This window comes from Pectobacterium betavasculorum (genome assembly GCF_000749845.1).
GTDB lineage: Bacteria > Pseudomonadota > Gammaproteobacteria > Enterobacterales > Enterobacteriaceae > Pectobacterium > Pectobacterium betavasculorum.
Map to the genome: position 1 here is coordinate 55,986 of NZ_JQHM01000004.1, position 12,537 is coordinate 68,522.

The window sequence follows — 12,537 nt, forward strand, 5'->3', positions numbered from 1 at the left end:
AGCCTGAATAGCGATACGAGATATGCCTGGAGCCGACTGCGGGGCGTAGGCGGTAAACGCGGAATCGCGTATAAGATGTGGTGACATAGCGGCTCCTTTCTTTGTAGGTCAGTGACCCTAAAAAAGGCCGTCATGCTCGCATGACGGCCTGTAAAAATTACCATTCGATCGTTGCTGTGACGGTATCGGTATAGGTACCCGCTGTTGGTGATAGAACGGTTTGATCTGCTGGCAGAATACGTGCGTAGACAGGAACCAACTGTGGGTTGCCCGTTGCGACAATAGGAATACCGGTTGCCGTACTGATTGGTATCTCGGTGGTACGAGTCGAGTCGCTGTATAGACGATAAGGGACGTTATAGGTCCCTGTACCTGGCGCGAGCCTGCGTAACGATGCGCTATCGTTCGCCCCTGGGCCAATACTCAATGTTGCTGGGGTGCCGACAGAGCAACTGACCGTAATTCCGTTGCCACTGACGCTAGTGACCTGACTGTCAATATTGGCCGTCAGATCGGAATGGGATCCAAAGCTAATTGTTCCCCATGTGGTTCCTGCGCCTCCGCCATTGTCTATCGTGCAAGCAGCCGTAATAGTCAGTGATACGGGGATCTGACCATTAATTGTCACGCTGCTGGCGGTAGGAGAAAAGCCAAGTGCGGTGAATAGTGTCGCCAGAATGGGTAATGTTATACGCTTAGAATTCATAACGATTCCTTTATGAGCCTCTCACTTATTTTCATCGAAAATGTCTTCACGAAAGTGCATTGATTTCCGTAAAAACTGCCCGTTATGAGTGATTCTTACAAAAGAAATCATAACGAGTCGTTTTAATCAGTACGGATATTTATATGGTATGAGCCCGCCGCTCAGGAAAAGGTGGAGGGTTTATTCTCTTTCCTGATGGCCCGAACCACTGACACAAAAATGCCGCACTGCTGAAATACAGCTTGCTAAAATTTCAGTATTTTTCGCATGGTGAAAATAAATCTATAAAGGAAAATGTGCTGCTGATTCTCTCTTCCATGGTGATGGGCATGCCGAACATATAAAAATAACAGAAAGGCTCTTCGATTTTTATCCATATTGCATGGGCATTCGTAAAATAGAAGAGCAATCTATTTTTATTATATGACGTTATATTCCGTATAATTACCTTCTTTATATAAAGTGAAGAACAAAAAGCGCTATTTAAGATAAAGATAGAAGTAGAGTGGTTGTTTAACAATATTGCAAAATTGATATGCGTTAAAAAAGTGTAAATCATCGATTTTGACGTTTTCAGTAGTGTTTTGTGCTGATTTTTTATTTTTAATCTGATTTTCGGTAAAATAAATTGATTTATTTGTAATTGATTATAATGTCCATCTTGACTTTGTGGTTATATGTCTCCAAGACGATGTAGTCGACTAAGTTCCTTTAAACCTTTTATTTATCATATGATTACTGCGGGAAAACGGGAACAGATTACGTTCCATACCCAAATCCGGTGTCAGGTGAGTTTATCAGGGCGAGAAACTCAGGTAACCTACAAAGATAAAGCAGGGTAGACCTTACATAATTCGAGTCTCAGGTGCAGGATAATTCATGCATATGTAGCTTGGCTTATAGAGAATATACCCTAAATAATTCGAGTTGCGTGACAAAACGTTAGCGTTTTGAACAACGCTATGCGTTGACCCTTTAGGGCAAGGCTCAGTTATGGCCTTGTAACGCGGCAACTGAGCGAATCCCCAGGAGCTTACACAGGTAAGTGACTGGGGGACAAATCTGCCGGGAGCAGATTTGAACGCTGCTTGCAGCTTGAAGTATGACGGGTATACATCATATATTTCATTAACATAGCGGTGTAATATGCAAGTGTTGATAATGCGTCATGGTGATGCGGTACTTGATGCAGCGAGTGATGCTGTGCGGCCATTGAGCGACGGTGGTCGTGATGAATCTCGTCTGATGGCGTGTTGGTTGAACGAGCAAAATATCGATATTGAGCGCGTTCTGGTGAGCCCTTATTTACGCGCCCAGCAAACGCTCGACGTGGTGAAAAAATCCCTCCCTTTGCCTGAAGAAGCGGATTGCCTCAATGAACTGACGCCCGGCGGCGATGCTCAGCTTATTAGCTATTACCTGCAAACGCTGGCGAGAGAAGGCGTTGGTGCGGTTCTGGTTGTTTCACATCTGCCGCTAGTGGGCTATCTGGTCGCAGAGTTATGCCGCAATGAAACGGCTCCGATGTTCGCCACGTCCGCTATCGCCTGCGTGAAGGTGGACACAGAATCTGGCAATGGTGTTCTGCACTGGCAAGTTAGCCCAGCACAATTGAGCGCGAAGCCCTGATTGCTAATTGAGAAACTCGGAATTCATACGGTATGAAGCGTGTTACACGCCACGGCATGCTTGAAGTAGTATGACAAAGGTTACTCAAGCGAAGGTGCTTCCAGCGCAACCAGTACTAGCAGCGCCGCATTTCCCCCAAATTCTTTCGGTGCCTGATGAAAAGCCAGCACATCTGGGTGTTGTGCCAGCCAGAGTGGCGTTTGTTGCTTAAGGATATGTTTGCCGTGTCCGTGCATCACGCAGGCGCAATAAACGTGCTCCCGGCGACAGGCTGCCAGCAGCGCCCCCAATTCCTGCTTTGCCTGAAGCTGCGTCAGGCCGTGTAAATCCAGAAACAGTTCCGGCGAATAATCCCCACGCCGGAGTTTCTTCAATTCATAATGACTGGCGCCGGGGCGGACATAGCGCGTCGGGCCTTCGGCTTCTAACTGTGGCTGAAATTCATCCGAAAAATAAAAACTGGCATCAACCTGTTCCTGCAATGCCCGTTTGGCAGGCAATTCGCCTATTTTCCTGCGCAGAGGTTTGTGGGTATAGGTATCCTGACGCAACTTTTTTGTGCCAGTGATTGACGTGCGAAAAAGCTGCAATTCGTCGTCATTCAGCGAATATTTATTACTCATGTTTCATTCATCTTGCGTCAACATTCGAACAGTTTACCTTGTCTCTCCGCTGTCGCTAAATAAAAGTCTGTATCGGGGCGCGTTCAGTCGGTTATATCTGCTGATTTGTCGCGGGCTTCATGGCAAACTAAGCGCCAATTTACTAATTCAGAACTGTCTGCGGAGGACACCCTTGGACAAAATTTTCGTCGATGAGGCCGTCAGTGAACTTCATACCATTCAGGATATGTTGCGCTGGGCTGTCAGCCGGTTTAACGCAGCCAACGTTTATTATGGTCACGGGACGGATAATCCCTGGGATGAAGCTATACAATTGGTATTGCCTAGCCTGTATCTGCCGCTCGATATTCCTGAAGATATGTACACGTCCCGTTTGATCACTAGCGAACGGCAGCGCATTGTTGAACGCGTGATCCGTCGCGTCAATGAACGTATCCCGGTCGCCTATCTGACCAACAAGGCGTGGTTCTGCGGCCTGGAATTCTACGTTGACGAACGTGTCCTAGTGCCGCGTTCTCCTATCGGCGAGTTGATCAATAACTACTTTGATGAGCAACTGCCAAAAGCGCCAAATCTTATTCTGGATCTGTGCACTGGCAGCGGCTGTATTGCTATTGCCTGCGCTCAGGCGTTCCCAGAAGCGGAAGTCGATGCGGTGGATATCTCCAGCGATGCGCTGGCGGTGACCGAACAAAATATTCAGCAGCATGAGCTAGAATACCGCGTGACGCCGATTCGCTCTGACCTGTTCCGCGATTTACCTGCGATTCGTTATGATCTGATTGTGACCAATCCACCGTATGTGGATGAAGAGGACATGTCCGATCTGCCGCAGGAGTTCCGTTTTGAGCCGGAACTGGGGCTGGTGGCGGGCAACGACGGCCTGGATCTGGTTCGTCGTATTCTGGCCTGTGCGCCAGACTATCTTAGCGACGACGGCGTGCTGATTTGCGAAGTGGGTAACAGCATGGTGCATCTGATCGACCAATACCCAGAGATTCCGTTCACCTGGCTGGAGTTTGATAACGGCGGTGACGGCGTGTTTATGCTAACGCAATCACAGCTGGTTGATTGCAAAGCGCATTTCAGCGCTTACCGTGATTCGGATAGCTGATAAACCTATTTGCGAAGTGAGGGCGGGAGTAACGGAATAGAAGAGTAAAGCGTTTGCGCCAGGGACAAAAGCGTCAGGAACGCTTTTGAACGTCGCTTGCGACGGCCCTGAAAGGGTGAATCTCAGGGATGAGATTCATATCTGCGCAATCCGAGCTTACAGGGATGTACTTGCAGCGTCTTTACGATCTATCCGTTACTACCACTCAACGACCTTTGTCAGCAGCCGTGATTAAACGGTCATAACGATATTCATCAGCCTAACCCATCTGACCAGACGGTAAGGCAGAAACAGAACACATGCGAAGGAGTTGTGATGGCAGGCAACAGTATTGGGCAATTTTTCCGCGTCACTACATTTGGCGAATCCCACGGTATTGCTCTGGGATGTATTGTTGACGGCGTGCCGCCGGGCATCCCGCTGACGGAAGCGGATTTGCAACACGATTTGGATCGCCGCCGTCCGGGGACATCCCGCTATACGACGCAGCGACGCGAGCCCGATCAGGTCAAGATTCTGTCCGGCGTTTTTGAAGGCGTGACAACAGGGACTAGTATTGGTCTGTTGATTGAAAACACCGATCAGCGCTCTCAGGATTACGGTGCGATTAAAGATGTCTTTCGCCCCGGTCATGCCGATTACACCTACGAGCAAAAATACGGCCAGCGTGATTACCGTGGGGGTGGCCGCTCTTCCGCACGCGAAACCGCGATGCGCGTTGCTGCGGGGGCGATTGCCAAGAAATACCTGCAACAGCAACATGGTGTGAAGGTACGTGGTTATCTGTCACAAATTGGCGATGTCACCTGCGAGCTGAAAGATTGGGAGCAGGTTGAGCAAAACCCGTTCTTTTGCCCAGATATCGACAAGCTGGACGCCTTGGATGAACTGATGCGAGCGCTGAAAAAAGAGGGCGACTCCATTGGTGCGAAGGTCAGCGTCGTGGCGGAGTCGGTGCCTGTCGGGTTAGGCGAACCGGTCTTTGACCGTCTGGATGCCGACTTGGCTCACGCGTTGATGAGCATCAACGCGGTGAAAGGCGTTGAAATTGGCGATGGTTTTGCGGTTGTCACTAAACGTGGCAGCGAGAACCGTGACGAAATCACACCGCAAGGTTTCCAGAGCAATCATGCTGGCGGCATTTTGGGTGGAATCAGCAGCGGCCAGAACATCGTCGCGCATCTGGCGTTGAAACCGACCTCCAGCATTATGGTGCCGGGGAAAACGATCAATCGTCAGGGTGAAGCGACTGAAATGGTCACGCGCGGGCGTCACGATCCGTGTGTGGGTATTCGTGCAGTGCCGATTGCCGAAGCGATGATGGCAATTGTGTTAATGGATCACCTGCTGCGCCAACGTGCACAGTGTGGGGATGTGAACAGTCAGGTTCCTCGCTGGTAAAAATAATGAAACAAGGGTTAATTGGGGTTCTCGCGTTGGTGCTGAGTGCGCCGCTGTTGTCGAACATCGCCTGGGCGAAAACGCCCTGGCAGGAGATCGCGCATCCGGTCGCGGGTACGCCGCAGTCAATTGGGAGTTTTTCCAATGGCTGTATTATCGGTGCCCAGCCGTTACCGTTGCAGTCTCTGGATTATCAGGTGATGCGCGTCGATCAGCGCCGTTATTTTGGTCATCCCGATCTTCTGGCGTTCATTCAGCGCCTGAGCAACGAGGTGAAGCGTACCACTTCAGGCAATGTGCTGGTGGGGGACATGGGAATGCCTGTCGGTGGACGTTTCAGCAGCGGCCACGCGAGCCACCAATCCGGGCTGGATGTGGACATCTGGCTGCAATTACCCAGACAGCGCTGGAGCGAGCAACAGTTGCTGAAACCGCAACCTATCGATTTGGTTAACGCCAGCGGGCTTAACGTCAACCAACGCGTTTGGCGACCGGAAGTCACTACTTTGATTAAGACTGCCGCTCTGGATAGCGAAGTGACGCGCATCTTCGTCAATCCGGCGATTAAAAAACAGCTGTGTGCCGAAGCGGGTCACGATCGTGACTGGTTGCGTAAAGTACGCCCCTGGTTTGCGCATCGTGCGCACATGCACGTACGTTTGCGCTGCCCGGCAGACAGCCTGGAGTGTCAGGAACAGAGCGAACCGCCAATCGGTGACGGATGCGGTGCGGAGTTAACCAGCTGGTTCCAGCCGAAGCAGCCGAGTAGCGAAGCGCCGGAGAAAACGACGCCGCCGCCGTTGCCCCCTTCTTGTCAGGCATTGCTCGATAGACATTTTGCCGTGAGATAACGATGGACTGGTTAGTGCTTGGGCCAGAAATGCTGGCCGTGCTATTTTTTGTCGGGGCGTTGGCAGGGTTTATTGATTCAATTGCGGGGGGCGGTGGTTTATTGACGATCCCAGCCTTGCTGGCGGCGGGCTTATCCCCCGCGCAGGCGCTGGCAACGAATAAGCTTCAGGCTGTCGGTGGATCCTTTTCCGCTAGCCTGTACTTCATTCGTCGCCGTGCGGTGAATCTGGGTGAGCAGAAACTGGCTATTGCGCTGACGTTTATCGGTTCGACCTTTGGTGCCTGGCTGATTCAGCAAATCCACGCCGATTTTTTACGCCAACTGTTGCCGTTTCTCATTATTGGCATCGGCCTCTACTTTTTACTGACGCCCAAAATCGGTGATGAAGATCGGCAGCGTCGCCTGTCGCCGCTCCCGTTTGCGATTGTGGCAGGTGGCTGTGTCGGCTTTTATGATGGCTTCTTCGGCCCCGGTGCTGGGTCATTTTACGCTTTGGCCTTCGTCACTCTGTATGGTTTCAATCTGGCAAAAGCGACGGCGAATGCCAAAATCCTGAACTTTACCTCTAACTTCGGTGGGCTGTTGTTTTTCATGCTCAGCGGGAAAGTGGTCTGGGTGGTCGGGGGGGGTAATGCTGATCGGGCAGATCCTCGGGGCGCGGCTTGGTGCCAAAATGGTGATGACGAAAGGGCAAAAGCTGATTCGTCCTATGCTGGTGCTGGTTTCCGCTATCATGAGCGGCAAGCTGATTTATGACAGCCATGGGCAGGCGATTACTGCCTGGCTGGGACAGTTTTTATGATAACAATCATATGATAACAACAGATAACATGACAACCACTCACCATTACCAACAACTCATTGATATTTTTAATGATTGCTTTGGCGATGAATACAACACTCGTCTGGTAAAAGGCGACGATGAGCCTATTTACCTGCCAGCAGATAATGAGATTTCGTATCATCGCATTGTTTTTGCACACGGTTTTTACGCCAGCGCGCTGCACGAAATTTCTCACTGGTGCATTGCCGGCGCACAGCGGCGTTTACAGGTCGACTTCGGCTACTGGTATTGCCCGGATGGCCGCGATACTGCGACGCAAAGTCAGTTCGAGATGGTGGAGATCAAACCTCAGGCCTTCGACTGGTTGTTCTGCGTTGCAGCGGGCTTTCCGTTTAACGTCAGCTGCGACAACTTGAACGGCGACGGTGAGCCAGACCGTATTGATTTCCAACGACGTGTGCATGCGCAAGTGATGCAGTATCTGGAAGAAGGGATTCCTGCGCGCCCAGCAAGCTTTATTCGTGCGTTACAATCGTTTTACAATACGCCACCGCTGACTGCGGCGAGTTTCCCGTATCCAGCCGATCTGTGATGAGCGGGAACTGCAAAAATTTGAGGATAAGAAATGATCGCAGAATTTGAAACGCGCATTCTGGCGCTGATTGATGACATGGTAGAACATGCCAGCGACGACGAGCTTTTTGCTGGTGGCTATTTGCGTGGTCATCTGACAGTGTCGGTGGCAGAAGCGGAAGAGAACGGGGAACACACGCTTGAAGCTCTGCATGTGCGCGTTAGCGACAGCATTAATAACGCCATCAAAAACGGTGAACTGTCACCGCCGGATCAGGTACTGGTTAACGGGATGTGGGAACGTCTGTTCCAACAGGCGCAAAACAGTACGCACTGATTTTCATGTGTGCTCATCGTTAATCTGTCAGTGCTGGCTTCGCCAAGCCAGCACATCTTCTGCCCATTAATCCTGAGTGATGGGTTTACCTTTCAGCAGTTTTCTTATCCAGAAGCGATTCGGGTTTAGCGCAGCTAGCGTGTCACGATCCAGCGGCAGCGGTTCTCCATACATTTGCGAAGCCAAAATTTCCGCCGCGAGTGGGGCAGAGCAGAGCCCGCGTGAGCCTAACGCACCGATGATAAACAGATCCTGCCAATAAGGGGCGCTCGGCACTGCATCGGTGCGGTGCTGTGGATGCAGCCGATCTTCATACTCTGCCAGCGTTTGCTCATAGTTCGGCACGGCCCCAAGCAGCGGCAGATGGTCACGCAACGCGCAGCGAACGCCCTGACGAGCTTGTCCATCGCTGACATCAACGGTTTTTGTCCAGTTGGCATTGGGTAAACAATTCAGCAACCGTTGACGGTTATCCTGTTGTTCTTCTTCCCGATAATCACAGTGTGCTTCGCCCCGTAGATAGCTCGCCCCGATGCAGTGTGTTTGATGCTGTGGACTGACTGGCGTCAGGTAGCCGTCGTAGCACAACACCTGCTTTAACTGTCCCAGTACAGGGTTAGTAGGGATGTGGCTAACTTGCCCGCGCACCGCGTAGCCGGGCAAATGGCGGGTTTGTGGCCAGTCGGTAATGTGGTGACCATTCGCCAGCACCACAACGGCATGGTTGGCCTGTTGACCAGTGCTTAAGGTGAGCGCCCAGCCGCTGTCCGTTTTTTCCAGCGCGGAAACGGCGGTATTCATCTGTACCGACAGGCCGTTCTGTTGTGCCAGCTTCAGTGCAGCAACTGTTAGTTCTGCCGGGCACAGCCAGCCGCCATCGGGATAGGTAATACCGTTCACGCCGGGGTTCAGGCCGCTCTGTTTTTCCAGTTGCCGTGCATCCATACTTACGACCAGCTCTTCCGGCCATTCCCCTTGCAGAATCTGTTCGATTTTACGTGCGCTTTTTTCATCCCAGGCGAGCTGGCTGACGCCACACCACTGGTGTTCAAATTCCAGACCTTGGTGCGCCAGCGCCGTGTAGTTGCGGTGCGCAAAGTCAAAGGCAAGCGAGAAAAAGCGGGACACGGCATCGTGTCGATTATTCAACAGAGGATATAGCGCGCCCTGACGATTGCCGGATGCGCCAGTGGCAGGCTGAGCCTCCGCGCAGTAGAGCGTGACGTTTGCGCTGCGCCGTTGCAGAGCCAGTGCAGTAAGCACGCTGGCGATGCCGCCGCCAATAATCGCAATATCGTCAGTCGTGCTGGCCGCGGGGCGTGAATACCACGGTGTCGGCGAGGTTATGGGAAGTGCATCGGGAAGCATGCCGCTCAGCATTTCCCGCTTCTGCCCGAATCCTTTGACTTTACTAACGTGAAAACCCGCCTGTTGCAGACCGCGGCGCACAAAGCCTGCGGCGGTAAAGGTGGCAAATGTCCCTTCTTTACGACACAGGCGAGCCATCGCCTGAAACAGATTATCTGTCCACATCTCCGGATTTTTAGAGGGTGCGAAGCCGTCCAGGAACCAGGCGTCAACCTGATGATTCTGGGTATCATCCAGCTCAGGTAATAAGACGTTGACGTCACCGAACCATAAATCGAGCGTGATGCTGCCTTGTGCCAGAACCAAACGGTGACAACCTGGCAGTGCCGACGGCCACTGCTCGCGCAACTCATCCGCGAATGTTGCCAACTCCGGCCACTGTGCGTGTGCGGCAGCCAGATCGTACCGACGCAGGGGATATTTCTCGAAACTGATGAAATGCAGATGTCGCAGTGTTGCCTGTGGTTGCTGTTGACGAAAGTGAGCAAAGGCTTGCCACAGCGTAAGAAAATTCAGGCCGGTGCCAAAGCCAGTTTCCGCTATCACGCAGGCTGGGCGCGGATGCGTGGTGAAACGTTCAGGAAATTGATTGCCCTGTAAAAACACATAACGGGTTTCGGCCAACCCATCCTGATTCGAAAAATAGACGTCATCAAACTGTTGCGATACAGGTGTACCCTGAGCGTTCCAACTTAACGATGCGTGTTGGATGGGAAGGTTAGCCACGGCAAAAGCTCATTATTCAAGTGATGGCGAGATTTTAACGAGCTGAATATCGTGGTGCAAATTTAGCAATAATTTCGCGATAGTTCGGCTGATCGGACTTGTTCAGCTTACAACTGTACGCTAAAGTGCGAAGCGAAATCCCAAACTCTATAAGTGGAAGAAGAGGTATTAAATGAAACGTGCAGTGATTACTGGCCTGGGGATCGTATCAAGCATTGGTAATAACCAGCAGGAAGTTCTGGCATCATTGCGGGAAGGCCGCTCGGGTATTACTTTCTCTCAAGAGCTGAAAGATTCCGGTATGCGTAGTCACGTCTGGGGGAATGTCAAACTGGACACCACTGGCCTCATCGATCGCAAGGTTGTGCGTTTTATGAGTGATGCATCGATTTATGCTTACTTATCTATGGAGCAGGCAATTCAAGATTCTGGGCTGTCTGATGAGGTTTATCAGAATAACCCGCGTGTTGGCCTGATTGCTGGTTCCGGTGGTTCTGCGCGCTATCAGGTGTTCGGTGCTGACGCCATGCGTAGCCCGCGTGGTCTGAAAGCTGTTGGCCCTTATGTGGTGACCAAATCAATGGGTTCTGCGGTATCTGCGTGTCTGGCAACGCCGTTCAAAATTCATGGCGTGAACTACTCCATCAGCTCTGCCTGTGCGACCTCCGCACACTGCATCGGTAACGCGGTTGAGCAAATTCAGATGGGCAAACAGGACATCGTTTTTGCTGGCGGCGGTGAAGAGCTGTGCTGGGAACTGGCCTGTGAATTTGATGCCATGGGCGCGCTGTCTACCAAATACAATGATACGCCAGAAAAAGCCTCCCGTACCTATGATGCCGATCGTGATGGTTTCGTGATTGCAGGCGGTGGCGGTATGGTCGTGGTTGAGGAATTGGAACACGCGCTGGCGCGTGGTGCGCATATTTACGCAGAAGTCGTCGGCTATGGCGCGACGTCTGACGGTGCGGATATGGTTGCGCCGTCAGGTGAAGGCGCAGTGCGTTGCATGAAGATGGCGATGCAGGACATTGACACGCCTATCGACTACATCAACACGCACGGTACTTCCACGCCAGTGGGGGATGTGAAAGAACTGTGGGCGATTCGCGAAGTCTTCGGTGACAAAGTTCCGCCGATTTCTGCGACCAAAGCGATGACGGGTCACTCTCTGGGTGCCGCTGGCGTTCAGGAAGCCATTTATACCCTGTTAATGTTAGAACATGGCTTTATTGCGCCAAGTATCAACGTGGATACATTGGATGAACGTGGCGAAGGTATGAATATCATTACCAAAACCACCGACCGTGAACTGAAGACCGTGATGTCTAACGGCTTCGGATTTGGTGGCACTAACGCCGCACTGGTCATGAGAAAACTCGATAAATAATCGGTTTTATCTCGCGGATAAATGTAGACCCCGTAGGCGTAAGCCGCGGGGTTTTGTGTGTGCGGAGAGGATCAACTCGCGCTACCCATTTTTTTGATTGCTGTTGTCACATCCTGCATTGCATCTTTTGCCGCCTGACTGATGCCACCAAGCTGGAAAAAACCGTGAATGACTCCCAAATAGCGCCGACATTGCGTATTGACACCTTGGTCGGTTAACGTACGGAACAAGGCTTCTCCTTCATCTCGCAATGGATCACATTCCGCTGTAATAATCAGCGTTGGTGGCAGATTCGATAATGGGTTGTGCATTGCCGGGCTGGCTTCGTAATGAGTGGGAGACAAGGAGTCAAAATAGGATTCATACCCACCCACCAATATTTCCCGTGTAATCACATAATCTTTGCCATTGGTACGATAACTATCGCTACTGGCTGTAGCATCCAGCATTGGATAAATCAGGATCTGCCCGCAAGGTTTGAATGCACCGCGATCGCGTAACCTTATGGCAGTTACTAACGCCAGATGCCCTCCAGCACTATCGCCCATCAATATGATACTGTCGGGATTGATATCCAACAGGTCGGCACGTTCATGGATCATTTTGGCCGCATGGTAGGCATCATCATGTGCCGCTGGGTAGTGATGCTCAGGGGCTAAACGGTATTGTACGGCAATAACTTTACAGCCGCTGTAAAAGGCGATATTTCGTAATTGGCAATCATGAGTGGCGAACCCACCGCTGACGAAACATCCACCATGATAGTAAATCACGGCAGAAGCATGTGGTTGTACTGTTGGTGGCGTGTAAATCCGCAGCGTAAGTGATTGCCAATTTATCTCTTCACAATTGACGCCTGAAGGGACATCTCCTGCTAGCACGGTACTGGCAATATACGCTTCCCGACGTTCTGCAATTGTTTTATTTTTCACCGAAGGGCGACCTGCAAGGATAAAATCATTGACGAGTTCGGCAATGTTTGGCTCAAGTGTCATCTGGTATCCTTTGACTGAGAAAGCTGAATGGTGTGATT

The 12,537-nt window shown here is 51.3% G+C and carries 11 protein-coding genes and 1 pseudogene; 8 read left to right on the plus strand and 4 right to left on the minus strand.

Annotated elements, in window-relative coordinates; all coding sequences use genetic code 11:
• Positions 1-157: 157 nt before the first annotated feature.
• Entirely contained in the window at positions 158-706 is a 549-nt protein-coding gene (locus KP22_RS12360) for a Csu type fimbrial protein (RefSeq protein ID WP_039298314.1), read from the minus strand.
• A 1,146-nt stretch (positions 707-1,852) separates the two neighbouring features.
• Between KP22_RS12360 and sixA the strand changes: the two genes are divergently transcribed.
• On the plus strand, positions 1,853-2,335 hold the full coding sequence (sixA, locus tag KP22_RS12365; RefSeq protein ID WP_039324545.1) for a phosphohistidine phosphatase SixA: 483 nt from the start codon (positions 1,853-1,855) through the stop codon (positions 2,333-2,335).
• A gap of 80 nt (positions 2,336-2,415) precedes the next feature.
• On the opposite strand, the gene smrB is transcribed toward sixA, so the two are convergent.
• Positions 2,416-2,958, minus strand: coding sequence for an endonuclease SmrB (gene smrB / locus KP22_RS12370; protein WP_039324547.1), 543 nt, complete (start codon positions 2,956-2,958; stop codon positions 2,416-2,418).
• A 172-nt stretch (positions 2,959-3,130) separates the two neighbouring features.
• On the opposite strand from smrB, the gene prmB reads away from it, so the two are divergent.
• The 6 genes and pseudogenes from prmB to KP22_RS12400 all read left to right on the plus strand — a co-directional run bounded on the left by prmB (position 3,131) and on the right by KP22_RS12400 (position 8,020).
• Positions 3,131-4,072, plus strand: coding sequence for a 50S ribosomal protein L3 N(5)-glutamine methyltransferase (gene prmB / locus KP22_RS12375; protein ID WP_039298319.1), 942 nt, complete (start codon positions 3,131-3,133; stop codon positions 4,070-4,072).
• Positions 4,073-4,387: 315 nt separating this feature from the next.
• A complete protein-coding gene (gene aroC, locus KP22_RS12380) occupies positions 4,388-5,473 on the plus strand; it encodes a chorismate synthase (protein ID WP_039324548.1) in 1,086 nt (361 codons plus the stop codon).
• Between the two features lie 5 nt (positions 5,474-5,478).
• Entirely contained in the window at positions 5,479-6,324 is an 846-nt protein-coding gene (mepA, locus tag KP22_RS12385) for a penicillin-insensitive murein endopeptidase (RefSeq protein WP_039324550.1), read from the plus strand.
• Between the two features lie 2 nt (positions 6,325-6,326).
• Positions 6,327-7,128, plus strand: a pseudogene (locus KP22_RS12390) (sulfite exporter TauE/SafE family protein).
• Between the two features lie 28 nt (positions 7,129-7,156).
• Positions 7,157-7,702, plus strand: a complete 546-nt coding sequence (locus tag KP22_RS12395; protein WP_039300975.1) for an elongation factor P hydroxylase — start codon at positions 7,157-7,159, stop codon at positions 7,700-7,702.
• Positions 7,703-7,735: 33 nt separating this feature from the next.
• Complete coding sequence (locus KP22_RS12400) at positions 7,736-8,020, plus strand: YfcL family protein (protein ID WP_010285074.1); 285 nt, start codon at positions 7,736-7,738, stop codon at positions 8,018-8,020.
• Positions 8,021-8,086: 66 nt separating this feature from the next.
• On the opposite strand, the gene mnmC is transcribed toward KP22_RS12400, so the two are convergent.
• Positions 8,087-10,114, minus strand: a complete 2,028-nt coding sequence (mnmC, locus tag KP22_RS12405) for a bifunctional tRNA (5-methylaminomethyl-2-thiouridine)(34)-methyltransferase MnmC2/FAD-dependent 5-carboxymethylaminomethyl-2-thiouridine(34) oxidoreductase MnmC1 (protein WP_039324552.1) — start codon at positions 10,112-10,114, stop codon at positions 8,087-8,089.
• A gap of 172 nt (positions 10,115-10,286) precedes the next feature.
• On the opposite strand from mnmC, the gene fabB reads away from it, so the two are divergent.
• The gene (gene fabB, locus KP22_RS12410; RefSeq protein ID WP_039298328.1) at positions 10,287-11,504 is read left to right on the plus strand and encodes a beta-ketoacyl-ACP synthase I; all 1,218 of its coding nucleotides are present in this window, start codon (positions 10,287-10,289) and stop codon (positions 11,502-11,504) included.
• A gap of 71 nt (positions 11,505-11,575) precedes the next feature.
• Here the strand turns inward: fabB and KP22_RS12415 are convergent, their stop codons facing one another.
• Positions 11,576-12,499 carry an alpha/beta hydrolase gene (locus KP22_RS12415; protein ID WP_039298330.1) on the minus strand — a complete coding sequence of 308 codons (924 nt, stop codon included), beginning with the start codon at positions 12,497-12,499 and terminating at the stop codon, positions 11,576-11,578.
• Between the last annotated feature and the right edge of the window lie 38 nt (positions 12,500-12,537).

Bases quoted from the DNA above. Each gene is read 5' to 3' on its own strand.
- sixA (WP_039324545.1), top strand. From the start codon at position 1,853: ATGCAAGTGTTGATAATGCGTCATGGTGATGCGGTACTTGATGCAGCG.
- aroC (WP_039324548.1), top strand. From the start codon at position 4,388: ATGGCAGGCAACAGTATTGGGCAATTTTTCCGCGTCACTACATTTGGC.
- KP22_RS12415 (WP_039298330.1), bottom strand. From the start codon at position 12,499: ATGACACTTGAGCCAAACATTGCCGAACTCGTCAATGATTTTATCCTT.
- KP22_RS12395 (WP_039300975.1), top strand. From the start codon at position 7,157: ATGACAACCACTCACCATTACCAACAACTCATTGATATTTTTAATGAT.
- KP22_RS12360 (WP_039298314.1), bottom strand. From the start codon at position 706: ATGAATTCTAAGCGTATAACATTACCCATTCTGGCGACACTATTCACC.
- smrB (WP_039324547.1), bottom strand. From the start codon at position 2,958: ATGAGTAATAAATATTCGCTGAATGACGACGAATTGCAGCTTTTTCGC.
- fabB (WP_039298328.1), top strand. From the start codon at position 10,287: ATGAAACGTGCAGTGATTACTGGCCTGGGGATCGTATCAAGCATTGGT.
- KP22_RS12400 (WP_010285074.1), top strand. From the start codon at position 7,736: ATGATCGCAGAATTTGAAACGCGCATTCTGGCGCTGATTGATGACATG.
- mepA (WP_039324550.1), top strand. From the start codon at position 5,479: ATGAAACAAGGGTTAATTGGGGTTCTCGCGTTGGTGCTGAGTGCGCCG.